13 protein-coding genes and 1 pseudogene are annotated in these 23,340 nt (G+C 72.1%); 3 read left to right on the top strand and 11 right to left on the bottom strand.

Features of this window, described 5'->3' with window-relative positions:
* Positions 1-15: 15 nt before the first annotated feature.
* The 6 genes and pseudogenes from BN940_RS01895 to BN940_RS01870 all read right to left on the bottom strand — a co-directional run.
* Entirely contained in the window at positions 16-1,629 is a 1,614-nt protein-coding gene (locus BN940_RS01895) for a GMC family oxidoreductase (RefSeq protein ID WP_043679553.1), read from the bottom strand.
* Between the two features lie 91 nt (positions 1,630-1,720).
* Entirely contained in the window at positions 1,721-2,674 is a 954-nt protein-coding gene (gene ubiA / locus BN940_RS01890) for a 4-hydroxybenzoate octaprenyltransferase (protein WP_043679550.1), read from the bottom strand.
* A complete protein-coding gene (locus tag BN940_RS01885; protein WP_043679547.1) occupies positions 2,671-3,879 on the bottom strand; it encodes an aminotransferase-like domain-containing protein in 1,209 nt (402 codons plus the stop codon). The genes ubiA and BN940_RS01885 overlap by 4 nt, the downstream gene beginning before the upstream one ends.
* Before the next feature lie 177 nt (positions 3,880-4,056).
* On the bottom strand, positions 4,057-4,878 hold the full coding sequence (locus BN940_RS01880) for a peptidoglycan DD-metalloendopeptidase family protein (protein ID WP_420864859.1): 822 nt from the start codon (positions 4,876-4,878) through the stop codon (positions 4,057-4,059).
* A 109-nt stretch (positions 4,879-4,987) separates the two neighbouring features.
* The gene (gene cphA, locus BN940_RS01875; protein ID WP_084330452.1) at positions 4,988-7,621 is read right to left on the bottom strand and encodes a cyanophycin synthetase; all 2,634 of its coding nucleotides are present in this window, start codon (positions 7,619-7,621) and stop codon (positions 4,988-4,990) included.
* Between the two features lie 104 nt (positions 7,622-7,725).
* A pseudogene (locus BN940_RS01870) lies at positions 7,726-9,957 on the bottom strand (cyanophycin synthetase); the annotation flags it as partial.
* A 345-nt stretch (positions 9,958-10,302) separates the two neighbouring features.
* Between BN940_RS01870 and BN940_RS01865 the strand changes: the two are divergent.
* Positions 10,303-12,552: a cyanophycin metabolism-associated ABC transporter gene (locus BN940_RS01865; RefSeq protein ID WP_084330451.1), complete on the top strand. Its 2,250-nt coding sequence runs from the start codon at positions 10,303-10,305 to the stop codon at positions 12,550-12,552.
* Positions 12,542-13,129: a cyanophycin metabolism-associated DUF1854 family protein gene (locus tag BN940_RS01860; protein ID WP_084330450.1), complete on the top strand. Its 588-nt coding sequence runs from the start codon at positions 12,542-12,544 to the stop codon at positions 13,127-13,129. Before BN940_RS01865 ends, BN940_RS01860 begins: the two co-directional genes overlap by 11 nt.
* A gap of 120 nt (positions 13,130-13,249) precedes the next feature.
* Here the strand turns inward: BN940_RS01860 and BN940_RS01855 are convergent, their stop codons facing one another.
* The 4 genes from BN940_RS01855 to BN940_RS01840 form a co-directional block, all read right to left on the bottom strand.
* Positions 13,250-14,371 carry a hypothetical protein gene (locus BN940_RS01855; RefSeq protein ID WP_084330449.1) on the bottom strand — a complete coding sequence of 374 codons (1,122 nt, stop codon included), beginning with the start codon at positions 14,369-14,371 and terminating at the stop codon, positions 13,250-13,252.
* A gap of 186 nt (positions 14,372-14,557) precedes the next feature.
* Positions 14,558-15,469, bottom strand: a complete 912-nt coding sequence (locus BN940_RS01850) for a patatin-like phospholipase family protein (RefSeq protein WP_043679544.1) — start codon at positions 15,467-15,469, stop codon at positions 14,558-14,560.
* A 39-nt stretch (positions 15,470-15,508) separates the two neighbouring features.
* Positions 15,509-15,994, bottom strand: coding sequence for a single-stranded DNA-binding protein (ssb, locus tag BN940_RS01845; protein ID WP_043679541.1), 486 nt, complete (start codon positions 15,992-15,994; stop codon positions 15,509-15,511).
* Positions 15,995-16,221: 227 nt separating this feature from the next.
* Positions 16,222-17,418, bottom strand: a complete 1,197-nt coding sequence (locus BN940_RS01840; protein WP_043685489.1) for an MFS transporter — start codon at positions 17,416-17,418, stop codon at positions 16,222-16,224.
* Positions 17,419-17,495: 77 nt separating this feature from the next.
* Between BN940_RS01840 and uvrA the strand changes: the two genes are divergently transcribed.
* On the top strand, positions 17,496-20,516 hold the full coding sequence (gene uvrA, locus BN940_RS19600; protein ID WP_043679538.1) for an excinuclease ABC subunit UvrA: 3,021 nt from the start codon (positions 17,496-17,498) through the stop codon (positions 20,514-20,516).
* A gap of 60 nt (positions 20,517-20,576) precedes the next feature.
* Here the strand turns inward: uvrA and BN940_RS17780 are convergent, their stop codons facing one another.
* The gene (locus tag BN940_RS17780) at positions 20,577-23,297 is read right to left on the bottom strand and encodes a diguanylate cyclase (RefSeq protein ID WP_052355522.1); all 2,721 of its coding nucleotides are present in this window, start codon (positions 23,295-23,297) and stop codon (positions 20,577-20,579) included.
* Positions 23,298-23,340: the final 43 nt, after the last annotated feature.

Below are 23,340 nucleotides of genomic sequence, written 5' to 3'. Positions count from 1 at the left end.
AGGCTGAAGAGGGATTCAGGCGTCGCCCAGGATCAGGCGCGCGCCCTTTTCGGCAATCATGATCGTCGGCGAGTTGGTGTTGCCCGAGGTGATGACCGGCATGATGGACGCGTCGATCACCCGCAGGCTTTCCAGCCCCCGGACACGCAGCTCCGGATCCACCACGGCCAACGGATCGACGCCCATTTTACATGTGCCCACCGGATGGAAGATGGTGGTGCCGATGTCGCCCGCGGCGGCCTCCAGCGCTTCCTGGCTCTGGACGGCGTCGCCCGGCAGGTATTCGCGGGGCTGGTAGCGCGCCATCGCCGGCTGGGCCATGATGCGCCGCGTCAGGCGCAGGGCGTCGGCCGCCACGGCGCGGTCCTCCGGGGTCTGCAGGTAGTTGCAGAGGATGTCCGGCGCGTCGGCGGCATTGGGCGAGACGATGCGCACGTAGCCCCGGCTGCCGGGCTGCAGGTTGCAGACCGAGGCCGTCAGGGCCGGGAAGTCGTGCAGCGGATCGCCGAACTTGTCCAGCGACAGGGGCTGGACGTGGTATTCCAGATTGGGGCGCGGGCGCGACGGATCCGAGCGCGCGAAGGCCCCCAGCTGCGAGGGCGCCATGGACAGCGGCCCGCTGCGGAACAGGCCGTACTGCAGGCCCATCCAGGCCTTGCCGTGCCAGGAATTCACCAGGGTGTTGAGGGTGCGGGCGCCCCGCAGACGGTAGATCATGCGCAGCTGGAGATGGTCCTGGAGGTTTTCCCCCACGCCGGGCAGGTCCAGCACCACCGGCACGCCCAGCTTGCGCAGGCGTTCGGCCGAGCCGACGCCGGAGACCTGGAGCAGCTGGGGCGAGCCGATGGCGCCCGCCGCGAGGATGAGCTCCCGCCGCGCCACGGCCCGCAGCCGGCCGCCCTCGCCCACGCAATCGACCCCGGTGGCGCGGCGCCCGGAGAAGCGGATGCGCTCCACCCGCACGCCGGTCATCACGCGCAGCGTGTCGCGGTGCATGACGGGGCGCAGGAAGGCCTTGGCCGCGTTCCAGCGCACGCCGCGGCGCTGGTTGACCTCGAAGTAGTTGCAGCCGGCGTTGTCGCCGCGGTTGAAGTCGTCGGTGCGCTCGATGCCCGCCTGGGCCGCCGCCTCGCGGAAGGCGTCGAGCACGTCCCAGCGCAGGCGCTGCGGCTCGACCCGCCAGGTGCCCGAGGCGCCGTGGAATTCGCTGGCCCCGGCGTGATGGTCCTCGACGTCCTTGAACAGCGGCAGCACGTCGGCCCAGGACCAGCCCGGATTGCCCAGCGCCGCCCAGCCGTCGTAGTCGGCGGCCTGGCCGCGCACGTAGAGCATGCCGTTGATCGAGGACGAGCCGCCCAGCACCCGGCCGCGCGGATAGCCCAGCGAGCGGTAGTTCAGGCCCGGATCCGGCAGGGTGTGGTAGCACCAGTCGGTGCGCGGATTGCCGATGCAGTACAGGTAGCCGACCGGGATGTGGATCCAGCGCCAGTCGTCGGCGCCGCCCGCTTCGAGCAGCAGGACGCGGTGCTCGCGCGACAGGCGGTTGGCCAGCAGGCAGCCGGCCGAGCCGGCCCCCACGATGACGTAATCGAATTCCAGCGCGGCGGCGTCCGTCGTTCCTGCGGTCATGGCGTGCGGTCTCCTGCGGCGCCTGGAAGCGGCTCCGTTGTTTACTAATGGAAACCAGTCTAGCCGCAACGCCGCTGCGGCGCCAGACGGCCTACAGCCAGGGACGCAGGACCGTGCCGGCCAGGGCGGCGGCGATCAGCAGCACGCCGACCTGCATGTTGGAGCGGAACAGGCGCAGGCCGCGTTCCGGGTGGCGCACGTCGAAGACGCGCACCTGCCAGGCGAAGTGGCCGGCGATGACGGCCATGCCCAGGTAGTAGGGCCAGTCCATGCCCATGCCCCAGCCCGACGCGGTCCACAGGACCGCCGTGGCGGCGTACATGCCGCCGATCCAGGCCCGGCCCTGGTCGCCGAAGCGCATGGCGACCGACTTCAGGCCCAGCATGCGGTCGTCGCGCAGGTCGATGTAGGCATAGATGGCGTCGTAGCCGATCTGCCACAGCACCGCCCCCAGCCACATGGCCACGGCGTACCAGGGCACCGCGTCGCGCGTGTCGGACCAGGCCATCAGCATGCCCCAGTTGAAGGCCGCCCCCAGCACGGCCTGCGGCCAGTAGGTGTAGCGCTTGCACAGGGGATAGATCACCACCAGCGGCAGCAGCGCCAGCGCCAGCCAGCGGCTGGTGGCGTTGATGGCCAGCAGCAGCGTGGCGCTGACCAGCAGCTGCGCCACGGCGAACCACAGCGCCGCCCGCAGCGTGAGCTGGCCGCTGGTCAGGGGGCGGAAGCGCGTGCGTTCGACGCGGTGGTCGAAATCCCGGTCGAAGATGTCGTTGAAGGTGCAGCCCACGCCGCGCATCAGCAGCGCCCCCAGGGAGAACACCGCGATGCGCCACAGGGTGGGCATGCCGTCGGCCGCCTGGACCAGCGCGGCCAGCGCCGGCAGCAGGGTCAGCCAGGTGCCGACGGGCCGGTCCAGCCGGCACAGGCGCGCGTAGGGTCCCCAGGACGCGGGCAGCCAGCGGGCCACCCAGTCGTCGAAGCGCATGTCCGACAGATCGGGGGCGGCCCGCTCCGGGCGCGAGGAGGAGCCGTCCGCCGTCATGCGTGCTCGGGCGCCGGACCGATGAGCTCGCCCAGCGTGCGCACGCCGGCGCGGATGCGGTCCTCGGGCACGGTGACGAAGCTCAGGCGCAGGGTGTTCGCCGGCGCGCCGGCCCCGGCGTAGAACGGCGCGCCCGGCACGAAGGCGACGTTGCGCTGGATCGCCGCCTGCAGCAGCTGCGCGGTGTCGATGGACGGGCGCAGCGTGACCCAGATGAACATGCCGCCTTCCGGGCGCGTCCAGCGCGCGTCGGACGGGAAATGGGCCTGCAGGGCGTCGAGCATGTAGCCGCACTGGCGGCGGTAGAGCTCGCGCACTTTGGGCAGGTGTTCGCGCAGGAAGCCGCCGCGCACGGCCTCGTGCACCGCCATCTGGGTGACCGTCGCGGTGTGCAGGTCGGTGGCCTGCTTGATCTGCACGAGCTTGGAGATGATGGGGCGCGGCGCCACGACGTAGCCCAGCCGCATGCCGGGCGCCAGGACCTTGGAGAAGGTGCCCAGGCGGATCACGGTGGCACCCGCCGGGCGGCCCAGTTCGAGCAGGCCGGGCTGGGGGTCGCCGGCGTAGCGCAGTTCGCCGTAGGGATCGTCCTCGATGATGGGCAGGTCCAGGCGGGCGCAGCGCTCGACCAGGGCCTGGCGGCGCGCGCGGTCCAGCGTCAGGCCGGTGGGATTCTGGAAATTGGGCAGCACGTAGATGAAGCGCGCATCGCGGACGAGATCGTCGTCGAGGGCTTCGGGCACCAGGCCGCGCTCGTCGGTGGGCACGGCCCGGTATTCCGGCTGGAACTGGGAGAACGACTGCAGGGCGCCGAGATAGCTGGGGGCCTCGACCAGCACGGGCGAGCCCTGGTCGATGAACAGCTTGCCAAGCATGTCCAGCGCCTGCTGCGAGCCCGACACGATCAGGACTTCCTCGGGATCGATGTCCAGCCCCGGGCGGGACAGGTCCTGGGCCACCCACTCGCGCAGCGGCGTGTAGCCCTCGGTGCGGCCGTACTGCAGCGCCGTGGCGCCCTGCGTGGCCAGCACCTTGTCGAAGGCCGCGCGCAGTTCGGCGATGGGAAATCCTTCGGGCGACGGCAGGCCGCCGGCGAACGAGATGACCTCGGGCCGTTCGGTGATCTTGAGGATTTCGCGGATGGCCGAACTGGTGAGCCGGTTGGCGCGTTGGGAGAAAAGCGTGCGGGAAACGGACGTGTCCATGTTTGATTCCGAATGGGGGCCTGCCTTGTGGGCCGGTCGATTGGAAATCGCCGGCCGGCCCGGATCTTCGGGCGGTCGGCGCGGGTGAAGCCGTCTATATTAAAGCAAGCGCGCGCCGGCGGCCATGGGCAGCAGTACCAGACCGCCCGCCCAAGGGCCCGCCCGGCGGCGCGCCGCCTACGGCCGCCGCGCCGCCCCGATGAAAATGGCGGGGTCCACCCGCGCGTCGTTCAGGCTGACGTTCCAGTGCAGGTGCGGCCCGGTGGCGCGGCCGGTCGCGCCCACCTTGCCCACCACGGCGCCGCGCGCGACTTCGTCGCCCACCTTCACGCCGATGACCGACAGGTGGCAGAACATGCTGATGAAGCCCTGCCCGTGGTCGATGAACACGGTCCTGCCGTTGAAGAAATAATCCCCCACCAGCGTCACCCGCCCGGCGGCCGGCGCCTTGACGGGCGTGCCCGCCGGCACGGCGAAATCCAGGCCCGAGTGCGGGTTGCGCTCCTCGCCGTTGAAGAAGCGCCGCAGGCCGAACGGGCTGGACAGGCGCCCGCCGACGGGGCGGTCCAGCACGACGTTGCTCGGCACGACGCCGTCCCGGTACGTGCGATAGGCGGCCATCTGCAGGTCGAGCTCGCGCTCGATCCGCTTGAGGTCGTCGGGATCGGGCGTGACCTGCCGGCGGTTCTTCAGCGTGATGTGCTGGGCCGCGTATTGCTTGGCGCGGACCTCGAACGCGGCCGCCGGGCCGCCCTGCACCTGCAGGGACTGGCGCCCCGGCCGGGTACCCAGGGGGATGCCCACCAGGGCGATCCAGGCGCCGTCGCTGTCGCGCACCACCAGGACGCGCCGGCCCTCGTAGCTGGCCCGCGGCGCCTGGCCGCCGGTGCCCAGGGGCACCACCGCCACGCCGCCCGGCACGGGCGCGTCGAGCGTGCGGCCGATATAGCCCCGCGCGCCGGCGGGCGCGGCCGCCAGGGCCGCGCCCAGCAGCACCAGGCCGCCGGCCAGGCGGCGCAGGCCCGGACGGGCGACATGCCCGAGGCGCCTGAAATTCCCGAGGCTCCCGAAATTCCCGAGGCTCCCGAAACTCCCGAGGCTCCCGAAACTACTGATATGCATGCGCTCGCAACACCCCTTCCTTGACGGGGATGATTGTAGCCATCGCCTCGTCCGGCGAGCCGATCCGCCGGGCGATGTGGGCCAGGGCCTCCTCGACCTGGTCGATCAGGATCAGGCACAGGTCGCCGGGCTCCAGGCTCTCCAGCGCGGCGTCGATGGCCAGGAATTCGCCGTGGACCTCCTCCAGGCGGCTCATGCGCCGGGCCGCGCCCAGGCCCTCGCGCAGCAGGGCCAGGACCTCGCCGTCGCCGCGGCCGCGCTGGCACTGGTCCTGGTACAGGACGATCGTGTCGAACACGTCGCCCAGGATCTCCGTCTGGCGGCGGATGTCCTGGTCGCGCCGGTCCCCCGCCCCGCTGATGACCACGGTGCGGCGCCGCGCGGGCAGGGTCTCGACGGCCTCGGCCAGCGCCAGGATCGCGTCCGGGTTGTGGCCGTAGTCGGCGATCAGCGTGGCGCCCCGATGGTCGAACACGTTGAAGCGGCCGGGCACCGTGCCGGCGTCGTTGACGAAGGAGGCCAGCCCCGCCTGGATGCGCACCCAGTCCACCCCCAGCGCCCAGGCCGCGGCGGCGGCCGCCAGGGCGTTCTCGACCTGGAAGCCGATGCGCCCGCCATGGGTCAGGGGCACGGCGGCCAGCTCGATGCGCGTCTCGGCGCAGGCTTCCGCGAACACCAGGTCGCCCTGGTCCACGAACGCCACCCGGCCGCCCTGCGCCCGGTGGGTCTCGATCACCGGGTGGCGGCCGTCGCGGGCGAAGAAGGTGACCGCGCCCGGGCAGCCGGCGGCCATGCGGGCGACGATGGGATCCTGGGCATTGAGGACGGCCATGCCGGCCGGCGCCACGTTCTCGACGATGACGCGCTTGACGGTGGCCAGTTCCTCGACGGTGCTGATGTAGTTCAGCCCCAGGTGGTCGCCGATCCCGATGTTGGTCACCACGGCCACGTCGCAGCGGTCGAAACCCAGGCCCTCGCGCAGGATGCCGCCGCGCGCGGTCTCGAAGACCGCCATGTCCACGTCCGGATGCAGCAGCACGTTGCGCGCGCTGCGCGGTCCGCTGCAGTCGCCCGTGTCGATGCGCCGGCTGCCGACGTAGACGCCGTCGGAGTTGGTCATGCCCACGCAGGCGCCGGACTGGGCGCACAGGTGCGCGAGCAGGCGCACGGTGGTGGTCTTGCCGTTGGTGCCGGTCACCGCCGCCACCGGCACCCGGCCGTTTTCGCCGGCGGGGAACAGCATGTCGATGATGGCGCTGCCCACGTCGCGCCCGGTGCCGAAGGACGGGCTCAGGTGCATGCGCAGGCCGGGCGCCGCGTTGACCTCGACGACGCAGCCGGTCTCCGGCGCCAGCGGCTGGTAGACGTCCCGGCTCACCAGATCGATGCCGCAGACGTCCAGGCCCACCATGCGCGCCGCCATCACGGCGCTGGCGGCCAGCTCCGGGTGCACGTGGTCGGTCACGTCCGTGGCGGTCCCGCCCGTGCTCAGGTTGGCGTTGTTGCGCAGCACCACGCAGACGCCGGGCGCCGGCACCGAGCCGGGGTCGAAGCCCTGCGAGGCCAGGGTGTTCAGGGCGATCTCGTCGAGCCGGATGCGCGTGAGCGAGGTGCCGTGGCCCTCGCCGCGCAGCGGGTCCTGGTTGACCTGCTCGACCAGTTCGGCGATGGTGCGGCGGCCGTCGCCCACCACCTGGGGCGGATCGCGCCGCGCCGCCGCGACCAGGCGGTCGCCCACCACCAGCAGGCGGAAGTCGTGGCCGGGGAAATAGCGCTCCACCAGCACGCCCGAGCCATGCGCGCGGGCCACGGCATAGGCGGCCATCACCGGCTCGCGCCCCTGCACGTTCACCGCCACGCCCTTGCCCTGGTTGCCGTCCAGCGGCTTGACCACGACCGGGCCGCCGATCTCGCAGGCGGCGGCCCAGGCGTCCTCGGCGTCCTCCACGCAGCGGCCCTGCGGCACGCAGACGCCGGCCGAGGCGAGCAGCGCCTTGGTCAGGGCCTTGTCCTGGGCGATGGCCTCGGCGATGGCGCCGCTGGCGTCGGTCTCGGCCGCCTGGATGCGGCGCTGGCGGCGCCCCCAGCCGAACTGCACCAGGCTGCCCTCGGTCAGCCGGCGGTACGGGATGCCCCGGCGCACGGCCGCCTGCACGATGGCGCCGGTGCTGGGGCCCAGCCGCAGGTCCTCGTACAGGGCCTTCAGCCCGGCGATCGCCGGCGCGAGGTCGAAGGGCTCGTCGCGCAGCGTGGCCATGCACAGCGCCAGCGCCTGGTCGAACGCCAGGCGGCCGACGGCTTCCTCGACGTACTCGATCACCACCTGGTAGACGCCCGCCTCCGGGGTCGGGGCGGTGCGGCAGAAGGCCACCGGGCAGCCCGCCTGGGCCTGCAGCCGCAAGGCGGCGACCGCCAGGAGGTGGGCCAGCGAATGGGTGCCCTCCAGGCTCGGGGGCCCCGGCAGGTCGATGTCCGGAAAGCGCGCGCGCAGGCGTGTCTCGAACGCCTCCATGTCGCCGATCGCGCACTCGCTTTCGGAGCAGGCGACGACGGCTTCGATCGCGGTCTGGCGCGACCACAGGTTGGGCCCGCGCAGGGCCCGGACTCGGGAGACTTCCATGATGACCAATGTCCTTGGAGGAGTGGGGGCGGGCCCGGCGGCCAACCCGCCGGACCTGACAGGAATCAGGCGGCGAGCGGGGGTTCGTCCGGCATGCGGCGGGCGTTCCAGGTGCGCAGGCCGATGCGCATGCGCTCGACGGCCAGCCCCAGCGCCCAGGCCACGGCCACGGCCGCGAGCATGGCGGAAAGATCCCCGGCTTCGGCAGGCACGGCATATCTCCAGCGATCGCAGCTCTCCACCTCGCGGCCTGCATGCCGCTCCGATTCGATAGGCATGCCATGGCCCGCGGGGACCATGGCATGTCCGATCTCATCCAGGCTGATCACCGGGATCTGGACGCCGCCCTCGGACAGCACCGCCATGCCCCCGTACACGGACACGGCGCGGCCGCCGCGCTCCACGTGGGCGCGCAGGGCCTCCCCGTCGGGGTCCAGGCCATAGAACAGCACGGCGCCGTCGCACAGCGGCGCCAGTTCCGCCGCGAGGGGGTCGTCCGCGTTCAGGACGGCCGCGCCGGCCGGCAGGACGACGTCCACCTGGGTGCGGAAGATCCGCGCGAGCTGATCCGGCGTCTCCATGTAGAACTCGGGCCAGGTCGCGGCCGGATCGATGCCGGTGACCACGCCGACCTGGCAGCGGTCGTAGGCCAGGCCCTCGCCCAGGATGGCGCGGCCGCCGTTCTCGATCACGGCGTATTCGACCGCGCGGTTCAGCAGGACGCGGCGCGCGGCCTCCCAGTGGGCGGAATCCCGCGCCGTCACCCGGGTCGCGCCCATGAACAGCCCCTCGGACGAAGCCAGGCCGACCACCCGGCCGGTCAGGCGCAGCAGGTGCGCGACCAGGTGCGCGACCGGCGCGGTGGGCCGGCTGCCGCTGATCCCGATCACCGGGATGCGCCCGTCCTCGGGCGCGGGAAACAGATCGTCGATGATGGCGCGGCCCACCGGCCGGGGCGTGCCCACGGCCGGCTTCAGGTGCATCAGCAGGCCGGGGCCGGCGTTGACCTCGACGATGGCCGCCTGCTGCCCGGCCAGGGGCCGGGAAATGTCGCGCGCCACCAGGTCCACCCCGGCGATGTCCAGCCCGACCACGCGGGCGGCCAGCGCCACCTGCCCGGCCACGTCGGGATGCACCTCGTCGGTGACGTCGATGGACACGTTGCCGCTGCGCTGCACGAGCACCGCGCGGCCGCGCTCGGGCACGGCGTCGCCGTGCAGGCCCTGGCGCTCCAGCTCCAGCCGGGCCGCCGAGTCCAGGCGGATGAAGTTCAGGGGATGGTCCTCGTCGCGGCCGCGGCGCGGGTCGGAATTGAGCTGGCTCTCGATCAGCTGCAGCACGGTGGACGTGCCGTCGCCCACCACCATCGCGGCCTCGCCGCGCGCGGCGGCCACCACGCGGCCGCCCACCACCAGCAGGCGGTGCTCGTCGCCGTGGATGAAGCGCTCGACCATGACGCCGCTGCCCTCGTCCACCGCCACGGCATAGGCGGCCTCGATCTGCTCGCGCGTGTTCAGGCAGGTGAAGACGCCGCGCCCGTGGTTGCCGTCCGAGGGCTTGACCACCACCGGCAGGCCCAGCTCCTGCGCCACCGTCCAGGCGTCGGCGGCGCTGTCCACCAGGCGGCCCTCGGGCACCGGCACGCCGCAGGCCTGCAGCAGCCGGCGGGTCAGGTCCTTGTCGCGCGAGATGCCTTCGGCGATGGCGCTGGTGCGGCTGGTCTCCGCCGTCCAGATGCGCCGCTGGCGGGCGCCGTAGCCCAGCTGCAGCAGATTGGCGTCGCTCAGGCGGATCGCCGGGATGTCGCGGTCGTCGGCCGCGTCCACGATGCACGCCGTGCTGGGTCCCAGGCTCAGGGATTCGGCCAGGTCCTTCAGCCGCTCGACCGCCCCGGCCACGTCGAAGGGCCGGTCCTCGATGGCGGCCATCACCAGGTCGCGCGCCGCGTGCAGCGCCTCGCGCGTCAGCGGCTCGTGCCAGGCGCGCACGATCACCTTGTAGACGCCGCGCAGCGGCGTTTCCCGCGCGCGCCCCAGCCCGCCCGGCATGCCGGCCAGGCTCTGCAGTTCCAGCGTGACGTGCTCCAGGATGTGGGCCGGCCAGGTGCCCTCGCGCACCCGCTTGAGGAAGCCGCCGCGCTCGCCCACGCTGCAGCGGTGCTCGACCAGGGTCGGCAGCCAGGCGCTCAGGCGTTCGTAGAAACCGGGGATGAGATTGGACGGGCAGTCCTCGAGATCGTGGATGTCCACCAGCGCCTCGATGACGGGCCGGTAGGCCCAGATGTTCGGCCCCCGCAAATGCACCATATTGAGAAACTCAATATTTCTACCGTTCATGATCGAACCATGCGTCAGGTGCCGGGACCGGCGAAAACGGCCGCATTTTTTGCCGCCGGGCCGCTCCAAGGCAAACAGCGCCCCCCGTGGGGAGGCAGCAAGCCGAAGGCGCAGCGCAGGGGCATTTTTCGGGGGCCGCTGAAAAACATCGGCACACATATTAATCGCGCCGTTATTGCGCGGCACGAAAAAAACGTTGAAAATTGTGACGCGATTTCCCGCGCTGACAACCTCCTGAAATCGCGCTTACAGGCCCCTGAATACGGCCCTGACAGGACCCTGAACACCGCCCCGATCCCGCCCCCCCGATCCGCACTTTTTCCCCCTTCCCGACCATCCTCGTTCATGCAGGGCCTTGCCTCCGATTCCACGCCGGCCGATCCGTGCCCGCCGGGCCTGCCCGAGCCGTGGCGCGCCGCCCTGGCCGCCCAGCTCGCCGCCGGCGAGCGCGTCCTGGGCTGGCTGCGCACCGACCTGGACGCCCAGCTGCGCTACGGCGACGGGCTGGTCGTCCTCACCGACCGCCGCTGGCTCGGCTGCGGGACGGACGCCCAGGACAGCCGGTCCTGGCCGCTGCGCCCCGACCTGGAGGCGCGGCTGCAGGACCACGCCGGGGTGGGCACCCTGGAACTGGTGGACGCCCATGCCCGGCTGTCGCGCTGGCGCTACACGCTGGCGCGCCAACCCGAAGCCCAGCGCCTGGCGGCCGCCTGGCAGGCCCTGCGCGAGCCGGCGCGCTCGGGCGCGCCCGCCGACGCGCCCGCCGCCGAACCGGCGCCGACCGCCCCGCGCGCCAGTTCCCTGTTCCGCCTGTGGCGCTTCGCCCGCCCCTACGGCCGGCAGCTCGCCGCCGGTCTGGCCCTCACCCTGGCGGCCACGGCGGCCTCGCTGGTCCCGCCCTACCTCACCATGCCGCTGATGGACGACGTGCTGATCCCGTTCCAGAACGGCGTGCCGATCGACTATCCCCTGGTGGCGCTCTATCTGGGCGGCCTGCTGGCGTCCTCGATCCTCGCCTGGGGGCTGGGCTGGGCGCGCAGCGCCATCCTCGCCTGGGTCAGCGAGCGCATCGGCGCCGACCTGCGCACCGCCACCTACCAGCACCTGCAGCAGCTGTCGCTGCAGTACTTCGGCGGCAAGCGCACCGGCGACCTGATCGCGCGCATCGGCTCGGAATCCGACCGCATCTGCCTGTTCCTGTCGCTGCACCTGCTGGACTTCGTCACCGACGTGCTGATGATCGTGATGACGGCGGCCGTGCTGCTGACGATCGATCCGCTGCTGGCGCTGGCGACCCTGGCGCCGCTGCCGCTGATCCTCTGGATGATCCACTGGGTGCGCGACCGCCTGCGCCACGGCTTCGAGAAGGCCGACCGCGTCTGGTCGGACATCACCAACGTGCTGGCCGACACCATCCCCGGCATCCGCGTGGTCAAGGCCTTCGCCCAGGAACGCCGGGAAGTCGCGCGCTTCCGCGAGGCCAACGACCGCAACCTGGCGATCAACGACCGCGTCAACGCCCTCTGGTCGCTGTTCACGCCCACCATCACGCTGCTGACCGAACTGGGCCTGCTGGTGGTGTGGGTCTTCGGCATCTGGCTGGTGTCGCGCGGCTCGATCACCGTCGGCGTGCTGACCGCGTTCCTGGCCTACATCAGCCGCTTCTACGTGCGCCTGGACTCCATGAGCCGCATCGTCTCGACCACCCAGCGGGCCGCGGCGGGCGCCAAGCGCATCTTCGACATCCTCGACCACGTCTCCAGCGTGCCGGAGCCCGCCGTGCCCCACCGCGCCGAGCACGTCGCCGGCCGCATCGAGCTCAGCCACGTCAGCTTCCGCTACGGCAGCCGCACGGTGATCCACGACCTGAGCCTGGACATCGCCCCGGGCGAGATGGTCGGCCTGGTGGGCCACAGCGGCTCGGGCAAGAGCACCCTGGTCAACCTGATCTGCCGCTTCTACGACGTGTCCGGCGGGGCGATCCGCCTGGACGGCACGGACATCCGCCGCTACGCCATCGCCGACTACCGCCGCCGCATCGGCCTGGTGCTGCAGGAGCCCTTCCTGTTCTACGGCACGGTGGCGGAAAACATCGCCTACGGGCGCCCGGACGCCAGCCGCGCGGAGATCGTCGCCGCCGCCCGCGCCGCCCACGCCCACGAATTCATCCTGCGCCTGCCGCACGGCTACGACGCCCTGGTCGGCGAACGCGGCCAGGCCCTGTCCGGCGGGGAACGCCAGCGCATCTCCATCGCCCGCGCGCTGCTGATCGACCCGCCCATCCTGATCCTGGACGAGGCCACCTCGTCGGTGGACACCACCACGGAAAACGAGATCCAGAAGGCGCTGGACAACCTGGTGCGCGGCCGCACGACGATCTCCATCGCCCACCGCCTGAGCACGCTGCGCCAGGCCGACCGCCTGGTGGTCATGGACCGCGGGCGGATCGTGGAGATCGGCCGCCACGAGGAACTGCTGGCGCGCGACGGCGCCTACGCCCGGCTCCACCGCGCCCAGCAGCAGGGCCAGTCCCCCGCCGAGCCCGGCTGGGAAGAAGCCGACGACGCCACCGAGGAGGCCCTGGATGCGTCCTGATCCCGCACCGGATCCCGCACCGGCGCATGCCGGCGCCGGCTCCGCGCCCTCCCTGCGGGCGGACGGCCGGACGGCCGACCGGACGGCCGAGCACGCCGGCGGCCGGGCGCCCGGCCGGCCGGACTGGTCGCTGGCGCGCGACGCCTTCGGCCGGCTGATGTTGTCGCGCCCCGGCCAGCCCGACGCGCCGGTGACGCCGGTCCGCGGCTTTCCCATCACCGCGCCCGACGAGGACATCGCCCTGATCGGCGCCCAGGGCCTGGAGCTGGCCTGGATCGAGCGCCTGGACGCACTGCCCATCGAGACGCGCCGCCTGCTGGACGAGGAACTGTCCCAGCGCGAATTCAGGCCGGAGATCCTGCGCATCCGCCACGCCTCGACCTGGGCCACGCCCAGCCACTGGGAGGTGGACACGGACCGGGGACCGGCCCGCCTGACCCTGAAGGCCGAGGAGGACATCCGCCGCCTGCCGGCCTCGTCGCTGCTGATCACCGACGCCCATGGCGTGCAGTTCCTGGTGCGCGACACGGCGGCGCTGGACAAGGCCAGCCGCCGCATCCTGGATCACTTCCTGTAATTCCGGCAGTTCCGGCAGTTCCGTCAGTTCCGCGGCCGGGGTTCCGCGGCCTGGTTTTCCGGCCGGGGCTTTCAGCCGGAGCTTCCGGCCGGCCGGGCGCGGGCCGGCGCGGACCGCCCTTCAGGCCGTGGCCGCCAGGCTCGGCAGGCCCAGGTCCCAGGTGCCGGGCAGCAGGCTGCGCAGCGCCTCGCGTGAGGCGTCGATGCAGCCGCCCTCGGCATACACGCCGCCCGGATCGCGCAGGCGCATCATGCGCGCCAGGATGCGGGACGTCGCCGCCGGGTCGGCCAGGGACTCGGCCACGCGGGCCTCGACCACGGACTCGTCCATCCATGCGCGGCCGCCGTCCCGCCGCAGGCCGTCGCGCCAGTGGTAGAGCTCCACGCATTTCGACACCAGCGTATAGGGCTGGCCGGGCTTCCAGAAATTCGTGAAGCGCCCCGATCCCAGGTAGAACACCCAGGAGCCTTCGTAGCCTTCGACCTCGGCCGAGGCGGCGTCCGGATTGCGGAACCACAGCCGGTCGCCCGGGACGTAATAGCGGGGCGGCAGCGGGGCCCGCAGCGACCCGTATTCCCGCAGGAACACGTCGTGGAAGGCGCCCGACTGGATCGCGCGCGTGCGCCACTGGCGCTGCAGCGCGGCCAGGGCGGCCGGGTGGCTCTCGGCCAGTTCCTGGGCCAGCGCCAGCAGCAGCACGTATTCCGTCGCCCGGTAGCACGAAAAGGAAAAGAGCCGGCCCGACAGGTCCGGCCAGAGCGTGCGTTCGAGCGAGGGAATCAGCTCGTGGCCGGGCCTCAGGATGAAGCCGGTCTCCTCGGTCCAGGACCAGCACTCGGGGCGCTCGGCCTGCTCGGTGTCGAAGGCCAGCACCGTGCGCCGGGCGGCCTGCACGATGCGGCGGCGCACGCGCACGGCCGCGGCCAGTTCGCCCGCGCTGGGAAAGTCGAAGCGCACCGGCGACAGCAGCAGGGCGACGAAGATCTCCTTTTCCAGGTCCGCCGTGTGCGCGTCCGGCTGCAGCGCCAGGGTCCGCGCGAGGTCCGCCGTGTCGCCGTCCGGCGCCCAGCGGGCGGCCGCATCCCGCGCCAGGCGCAGATCCCGGTAGGCGCCCAGGGCGTCGATCCCGCGCCTTTCCTCGACGGCGGCGGCCCAGCGCCCGTCGGACAGCCAGGCCGGCAGGCCCTCGGTACCGGCGCCCGCCAGGGGCCCGCGGACACGCACACCAGCAATCGCATTCACGGCGGACGCCTTCGCTCGAAAAAGAAAACCACCATGCTAAAGAGAAGCGGCCGGCACGGCTGTAACCTATGGATACCGCCTTGCCGGGGCGGCGCGGCCGTGGCGCAGGCGCTGCAGCGCGGCGAAACGGCCGACGCGGCGCGGCGCGCCTTGCTCGACCTGGCCGCGATCCACCGGGCCTGAGCGCTAGGGCCGGCCGATCGCCTCCCGCAGTTCCGGCAGCGCCCGCCGCGCCGCCCGCTCGCCCTCGTCGATGGCGATCGACGCGCGGTGATAGTCCATCAGGGCGAAATCCGCCAGCCGGGGCCGGATCATCACGTCCGCGGGCTCCCCCGCGAGGCGGCTGCGCGTGATGCGCACCTGCATGATGTTCAGGCTCATGCTCAGCACGTCGAAGATCGACGGCATGCCCGCCGCCTCCGGCGCCCCGCCCCGGGCCGCCCCGAACCCCAGCGGCAGCCGGCTCAGCACCGAGGCGAGCGCGCCGGGCGCCGCCGCCCCGGAGGGCTCGGGCGCGTCGTCCGGCTTGAGGTGCCGGCCGATCAGATCCGAATTCAGGTCCACCGCGATGACGATGTCGGCCCCCATCGCGCGGCACAGGGACACGGGCACTGGATTCACCAGCGCGCCGTCCACCAGCAGGCGGCCCTCGCGCCGCGCGGGCGTGAACAGGCCCGGCAAGGCGGCGGAGGCGCGCACGGCGTCGATGACGGAGCCCTCGCGCAGCCAGATTTCCCGCCCCGAGGCCAGCTCGGTGGCGACCGCCCCGTAGGCCTTGGGCAGGCTGGCTATCGTCTTGTCGTCCAGGTGCGAGCGAAGAAAGGAAAACAGCTTCTCGCCATGGATCAGCCCGCCGTTGATGGTGAAATCCAGCAGGCCCACCACGGCCTGCCAGGTCAGGCTGCGCACCCAGGTCTCGAACTTTTCCAGCTGCCCGTCGGCGTAGGCCGCGCCGACCAGCGCGCCGATCGAGGTCCCGCACACGATGTCCGGCGCGATGCCGGCGGCTTCCAGGCTGCGGATGACGCCGATGTGCGACCAGCCGCGCGCCGAGCCGCTGCCCAGGGCCAGTCCGATCCTCGGCTGGGATGCGCGCATGGCTGGTCCTCGTCGTCGCCGCGCGGGAACGATCCGCGTCTAGAACGGAATGTCGTCGTCCATGTCCGCCAGGTTGCTGGCCGGGGCCGCCGCCGGGGCGGCGGGGCGGGGCTGCTGCTGCGGCGCGCGCCGGGCCGGCGGCTGGGAGAAGCCGCCCGCGTCGCCGCCGCCCATTTCGCCGCCGCCCTCGCGCCCGCCCAGCATCTGCATCTGGTCGGCGACGATTTCCGTGCTGTAGCGGTCGGCGCCGGTTTCCTTGTCCTGCCACTTGCGGGTCTTCAGGCGGCCCTCGACGTAGACCGAGCGGCCCTTCTTCAGGTATTCGCCGGCGATCTCGGCCAGGCGGTTGTAGAACACCACCCGGTGCCATTCGGTTTCCTCGCGGCGCTCGCCGGTGGCCTTGTCCTTCCATTGGGAGGTGGTGGCGATGGAGACGTTGCAGATGGCGGCGCCGTCCGGGCTGTAGCGCACTTCGGGGTCGCGCCCCAGATTGCCGACGAGAATGACTTTGTTGACGGAGGCCATGGCGGAAAATCCTGTAGTTGAACGATGTGGCTGCCATTATCGGGGACGCGGATCGCCCCGGGCGCATCGAAATGCATCAAATGATCATTATCGCCCACGCGGGATTACCCCAACAAGCCATCCCTGTCCCGGCATCCCGGATCGGACGCATGCGCCAGCCGGAGCGCAATCCGACGCGATGGCGCGCCTGCCGCAAGGCGGGCGACGCGACGGGCCCCGCCGCCGGATCAGTGCGCTTCCTTGAACCCCCGCGCCGTGTACAGCCAGACGGCCGCCAGCATGGCGCCGGCCCAGAACACCATGGACGCGCCGCCGCTGCGCGCCAGGATGCCGCCCAGCACGCCGCCGGCGAACACCCCCAGGGACTGGGCGGTGTTGTAGAACCCCAGCGCCAGGCCCTTGTAGGCGGGCGGCGCCACGCGCGACACCAGCGAGGGCTGCAGGGCCTCGAGGATGTTGAAGGCCACGAAGAAGGCGACGAAGGCCAACACCACCAGCCAGAAGGAATCGGTCAGCCAGGGCAGCGCGCCCAGCACCACGGCCAGGCCCAGCACCGCCCATTCGAGCGCGGGCTTGTGGGCCTTGCGCGTCTCGGTGTAGAAGACGGCCGGCACCATCAGGACGAAGGACGCCAGGATGACCGGCAGGTAGACCTGCCACAGGGTGGCGGAATCGTAGCCCCCCAGGCGGCCCAGCAGGCCGGGCGCCACCATGAACAGGGACATCAGGATGAAGTGCAGGCAGAACACGCCGAAATTCAGCCGCAGCAGGTCGCGGTGGCCCAGCACGTCGTGCGCCGTGGCCTGGACGATGTCGGCTTCGGAGCGCGGCACGTCGGGCACGAAGAACATGGCGATCAGCAGGCAGACGAAGCCCAGCAGGCTGATGGCCCAGAACAGCCCCGACAGGCCGAAGGCGCCCACCAGCATGGGCGAGAGCACCAGCGACAGGGCGAAGGACACCCCGATGGAGCCGCCCACCATGGCCATGGCGCGCGTGCGGACCTCGGGGCGGGTGGCATCCGCGATCCAGGCCGTGATGGCGGCCGACACCGCCCCGATCCCCTGGATCACGCGCCCGACCGTCACCCAGTCCACGTCGTTGGTCAGGGCGCAGATCACCCCGCCCGCCACGAACAGCAGCATGCCGAACACGATCACGGGGCGGCGTCCGTAGCGGTCGGACGCCATGCCCAGCGGAATCTGCATGACCGCCTGGGTCAGGCCGTACGCGCCCAGGGCCAGCCCCACCCGCACCGGGTCGTCGCCCCCGGCCAGGGTGCGCGCCGCCACGGCGAAGATCGGCGTCAACAGGAACAGGCCCAGCATCCGGGCGGCGAACAGCGTGGCCAGGGCGATGCTGCTGCGCCGTTCCAGAGGGGTCAGCCGGAGCATGGGCGAGCGCGAACGAGGGGATGCGGACATGGGGCGGGCCAAAAGAATGGAAGCTGCGCGTTATAGTATCAAGTTGGCCTTTGAAAAACCTGAACCCCCCCACCGGCATGGACGCCATCTGCATCCGCGGCGCGCGCACCCACAATCTGAAGAACGTCTCGGTCGATCTGCCCCGGCGGAAACTGGTCGTGCTCACCGGCCTGTCCGGGTCGGGGAAATCGTCCCTCGCCTTCGACACCCTGTACGCCGAGGGCCAGCGCCGCTACGTCGAGAGCCTGTCGGCCTACGCGCGGCAGTTCCTGCAGATGATGGACAAGCCCGACGTGGACGTCATCACCGGCCTGTCGCCCGCCATCGCCATCGAGCAGAAGACCGCCGGCCACAATCCGCGCTCGACCGTGGGCACGGTCACCGAGATCCACGACTACCTGCGCCTGCTCTACGCCCGGGTCGGCACCCCCTACTGTCCCGAACACGGCCTGCCGCTGCGGGCGCAGAGCGTCAGCCAGATGGTGGACCAGGTCCTCGCCCGCCCCGAGGACAGCCGCGTGGCCATCCTGGCGCCGGTGGCCCGCGGCCGGCGCGACGACCTGGCGGCCGAATGCCGCCGCCTGCAGGCGCTGGGCTTCGTGCGGGTGCGCGTCAACGGCGCCATCCAGGCGCTGGACGGCGGCGCGCCGCCGGCGGCGCCCGACGGCCCCTGGGACCTGGACGTGGTCGTGGACCGGCTGCGCGCGCGCCCCGACAGCCGCCAGCGGCTGGCCGAGAGCTTCGAGACCGCGCTGGGCCTGGCGCAGGGCCGCGCCCTGGCGCTGGACCTGGACACCGGGCGGGAGCAGGCCTTCTCCGCCGCCTACGCCTGTCCGGTCTGCGCGCGCGGCATGGGCGCGCTGGAGCCGCGCCTGTTCAGCTTCAACAACCCGGCCGGCGCCTGTCCGACCTGCAACGGCCTGGGCCAGGTGGAGACCTTCGACCCGGCGCGCGTCGTGGCCTTCCCCGAACTGAGCCTGGCCGCGGGCGCCATCCACGGCTGGGACCGCCGCAACGCCTTCAGCTACGCCATGATGGCCAGCCTGGCGCAGCACTACGGCTTCGACCTCGACACGCCCTTCCAGGCGCTGGACCCGGCCGTGCGCGACCGCATCCTGCACGGCTCGGGCAGCCAGGAGATCGCCTTCCAGTACCTTGGCGAAGGCGGCGTACCCACCTTGCGGCGGCACGCCTTCGAGGGCGTCATCCCCAATCTGGAGCGGCGCTGGCGCGAAACGCATTCCAGCGCCGTGCGCGAGGAACTCGGCCGCCTGCGCCATCTGATCCTCTGCCCGGAATGCCGGGGCGCCCGCCTGTGCTCCGAGGCCCGCAACGTCCTCATCGGCCCGGGAACCTCTGAACAAGTCGAGCGGAAAGCGGGCGCTGTGGGTGGGGATGGGATGCAAGGCGCGAACCGCGGCGATAGCCGCAGCTATCGAGAGGATGAGCAACGCAGCAGACCGCCCGGATCCGCAGATGCACGCGACGCGGTGACTGGTTCAGAGGTTCCCCCGGATCCCGGCCCCGGCGAGCGGCGCGGCCGCGCCCTGTATGAAATCGAATCCCTGTCGCTGGCCGACTGCCGGCAGTGGTTCCTCGACTGGTCGCCGGAGGGCGCGCGGCGCGAGGTCGCCGACCGCATCATCCACGAGATCCGCGCGCGGCTGGACTTCCTGGTCAACGTGGGCCTGGGCTACCTGTCCCTGGACCGGGGCGCCGACACCCTGTCCGGCGGCGAGGCGCAGCGCATCCGCCTGGCGAGCCAGATCGGCTCGGGCCTGACCGGCGTCATGTACGTGCTCGACGAGCCGTCCATCGGCCTGCACCAGCGCGACAACCACCGCCTGATCGACACCCTGCGGCAGCTGCGCGACCTGGGCAACAGCGTGATCGTGGTCGAGCACGACGAGGACATGATCCGCGCCGCCGACCACGTGCTGGACATGGGCCCGGGCGCGGGCGAGCAGGGCGGCTGCGTGATCGCCCAGGGCACCCCCGAGCAGATCATGGCCCAGCCCCAGTCGCTGACCGGCCAGTACCTGTCGGGCGCCCGGCGGATCGCCATCCCGCCGCGCCGCCCGGTCGGGCCGGACCAGGCCTGGCTGCGCGCCCTGGGCTGCCGCGGCCACAACCTGCAGTCGGTGGACCTGGCCATCCCGGTGGGCCGCCTGACCTGCGTCACGGGCGTGTCGGGGTCGGGCAAGTCCACCCTGATCAACGACACCCTGGTGGCCGCGCTCGCCCAGGCGCTGAACCGCGCCCAGACCGATCCCGCCCCGCACGAGCGCATCGAGGGCCTGGAGGCCTTCGACAAGATCATCAGCGTCGACCAGAACCCCATCGGCCGCACGCCGCGCAGCAACCCGGCGACCTACACGGGCCTGTTCACGCCGATCCGCGAGCTGTACGCGGGCGTGCCCGAGGCCCGCCTGCGCGGCTACGACCCGGGGCGCTTCTCCTTCAACGTCAAGGGCGGACGCTGCGAGGCCTGCCAGGGCGACGGCGTGGTGCGGGTGGAAATGCACTTCCTGCCCGACATGTACGTGCCCTGCGAGGTCTGCGAGGGCCGCCGCTACAACCGCGAGACCCTGGACATCCGCTACCGCGGCCTGACCATCAGCGAGGTGCTGGACCTGACGGTGGCCCAGGCCCTGGAGCTGTTCGAGGCGGTGCCCGCCGTGGCCCGCAAGCTGCAGACCCTGATGGACGTCGGCCTGTCCTACATCCGCCTGGGCCAGAGCGCCACCACCCTGTCCGGCGGCGAGGCGCAGCGCATCAAGCTGTCCCAGGAGCTGTCCCGGCGCGGCTCGGAGCGCACCCTGTACGTGCTGGACGAGCCCACCACCGGCCTGCACTTCCACGACATCGAGGTGCTGCTCGACGTGCTGCGGCGCCTGGTGGACGCGGGCAGCACCGTACTGGTGATCGAACACAATCTGGACGTGATCAAGACCGCCGACTGGGTCGTGGACCTGGGCCCCGAAGGCGGCGCGGGCGGCGGCCGGATCGTCGCCCAGGGCACGCCGGAAACCGTCGCCGCCACGCCCGGCAGCCACACCGGCCGGTGGCTCGCGGACGTGCTGGCGCGCACGGCCTGAGCCCGGCCTGGACTCTGCCGAGCCTGGCTCGATCCGGGACGCGGCCGGCTTCAGCCTGATTCAGGATGCGGCCGGCTCTCCCGGCCCCGCGTCCGGGCGGGCGGTCTCGACGCGGTTGCGCCCGCCGGCCTTGGCCCGATAGAGCGCCGCGTCGGCCTGGCCCACCAGGGTCTCGGCCCCATGGGCGTCGTCCAGGTCCATCTGCGCCACGCCGATGCTGATCGTGACCCGGCCCGACAGGCCGTGCGAATGCACGATGCCCAGCGCCTCGACCCGGGCCCGGATGCGCTCGGCCATCGCCTGCGCCGCGCGGACGTCCAGGCCCGGCAGGATCACGGCGAACTCCTCGCCGCCGTAGCGCGCCGCCAGGTCGCCCGGACGGCGCACGGACTCGAGCAGGACCCGGGCCACCTGGCACAGCACGACGTCGCCGGCCGGGTGCCCGAACTGGTCGTTGTAATACTTGAACCAGTCCACATCCAGCATCAGCAGGCTCATCGGCCGCCGGTCGCGGCGGGACCGGTCGCCCTCCTGCGCCAGCACCTCGTCGAAATGGCGGCGGTTCGCCAGCCCCGTCAGGCCGTCGGTGAGCGACAGGCCGACCAGGCGCTGGTTGGCCTCGACGAGCGCCTGCGTGCGTTCGGCCACCTGGCGCTCGAGTTCCCGGGCATGGCTGCGCTGCCGTTCGGCCATGCGATCCAGCGCATGGGCCAGGACGACGATCTCGCGCACCGGGCTGCGGACCGAAGGGCTGGACTGCCCGCCGCCCCCGGCAAGCTCTTCCGCCCAGCGGCTCAGCGACAGCAGGGGGCGCGACAGCCACCAGGCCACCAGCAGCGCGGCCGCCACACCGAACACCCAGAAGCCCAGGATCAGCAGGCCGATGCGGTTCAAGGCCCGTTCGGCCGGCTCGGCGTAGCGGCTTTCCGGCAGCGCCAGGGCGATGGTCAGCATGGGGCCGTCGGGCAGCTGGATCGCCTGCCAGCGGGCCAGGTACCGGCGGCCTTCGACTTCCAGGGACTGCCGGCCCATGACCCGCTCCGAATGCAGGATGCGTGCGCCCAGCAGGCGGATTTCGGGCGACTCGCTCTGATCCGCCAGCACCCGGCGGACCTGCCCGTCTTCCAGGTGGTAGATCGGTTCGCCGCCGGAGCTGGCGAGCAGCGCCCCGCCGGATTCGGCCAGGAAGGCGATGCCGCCGATGCGGACCATTTCCGCGCGCAGGAAGCGGCTGATCTGCGACAGCGCCACATCGGCCGTCAGGACGCCGACGAGGCGGCCGGCCTCGTCGCGCAGGGCGACCGACATGCCCATGCCCATGTCCTCGAACAGGCCGCCCGGGTCGTGGATGGCATAGCGGTAGGCCGGATACCAGCGCAGGCTGCGGGCCTGCAAGGCGGTCTCGAACCAGGGGCGGGTCCGGGCGTCGTAGCGCGGATTGCCGGTGCCCGCCGACGTGCTGGGCCGATTGTCGTCGTCGACCCGGTCGATGCGCAGCACGCCGCCGTCGCTCCGGTCGGCCCGCAGGATGCGCAGGCCCCGCTCGTCGCCCACCGGCGGACGGCCCGCCGCCAGGTAGCCGCCATCGGCCATGCCGACGGACAGCAGCGTCAACAGGGGCTGCTGGCGCAATTGCAGCAGGAAGCCGCGCAGCAGGTCGTCGCGCCGGTCCAGGCCGACCAGCCCGCTCTTGAACTGGCCGGCGTTGAAGGTCGCGGCCGCGCGCGGCACCTCGAAGAAATCGACGACCTTGTCCCTGAGCTGGTCGGCCAGTTCATCGACCTGCTGCCGTTCGAGGTCCTCGACCGCCTGGATCGAGGCCGTGAACACCAGCCAGCCCGCCAGGCCGACCATCAGCGGCATGGGCGCCAGCGTGGCGATCAGCAGCAGCGTGCGCAGGGACGCCAGCCCGTCGCGCGAAGCGATCCCGCCGGAGCGGGACCACCACACGCCGCGGCGATACAGCACCGCCAGCAGCAGGGCCAGCGTGACGCTGGCCCCCATCCCCCGGATCAGCCAGGCGCGCGCGGGGTCGTAGGCCAGCCCGTCCTTGGGGACGGCGGCCAATTCCCAGGTGGCGTCCGGCAAGACGATCGAAACCTGGACGTGCGGCCGGTCGAACAGCCCGGGCTCGCCGAACAGGCCGTAGGCGGGCCGGTCCTCCTCGCGGCTGCGGATCGCCACGTCGAAGACGGCGTCCGGGCCGATCAGCCCGGCGCGCCGCAGGGTGTTTTCCAGATCGACCGTCAGGGCCGTCATGCCGCGATAGCCGCCGTCGGCGCCGGCCGGCGCATCGAAGATCGGCACGCGGAAGATCAGGCCCGTGCGGCCCGTCTGCACCAGGCGGGTGGAGCCGTCGATCACGGGCACGCGATGCCGGATCATGTACGCGATCTTGGCCATGAACTGGGGCCGCAGGCCGTAGTCCAGGCCGATGACGGGCTCGTTGCCGGCGATCGGGTAGACCTGCTCGATCCGCAGCTTGTGGACGAAGACGATGCTGCGGATGTCGGGCCGGGCCCGCGCCATGCCGGGCGCGATCGAACCGAACGGCCCCGCTTCGCCGCCGGGCGCGGCCGCGAGCGCGGCGGCCAGGCGGCCGTTCAGGTCCTGCAGGGCGCGCAGGTCGTCCCGCAGGCGCGCGGCGCGTTCATCGAACTGCTGGCGGACGCTGGCCATGATGCGCGCCTCGCTGCGGGAACGGTCATAGAACTCCGTGCCCAGCGCGGCCGCGACGCCCAGAAGCAACAGCAGGATCACGACGGACAGCGTGCGCTTCACCCTCGAACCTCCGGTGCCCAAGCCCTGTTTCCGGCAGTTTCTC

It is taken from the genome of Castellaniella defragrans 65Phen (assembly GCF_000612685.1).
Lineage (GTDB): Bacteria > Pseudomonadota > Gammaproteobacteria > Burkholderiales > Burkholderiaceae_B > Castellaniella > Castellaniella defragrans.
The sequence above is the reverse complement of the archived record's forward strand: the minus strand, read 5'-3'. Positions and strand labels throughout refer to the sequence as shown.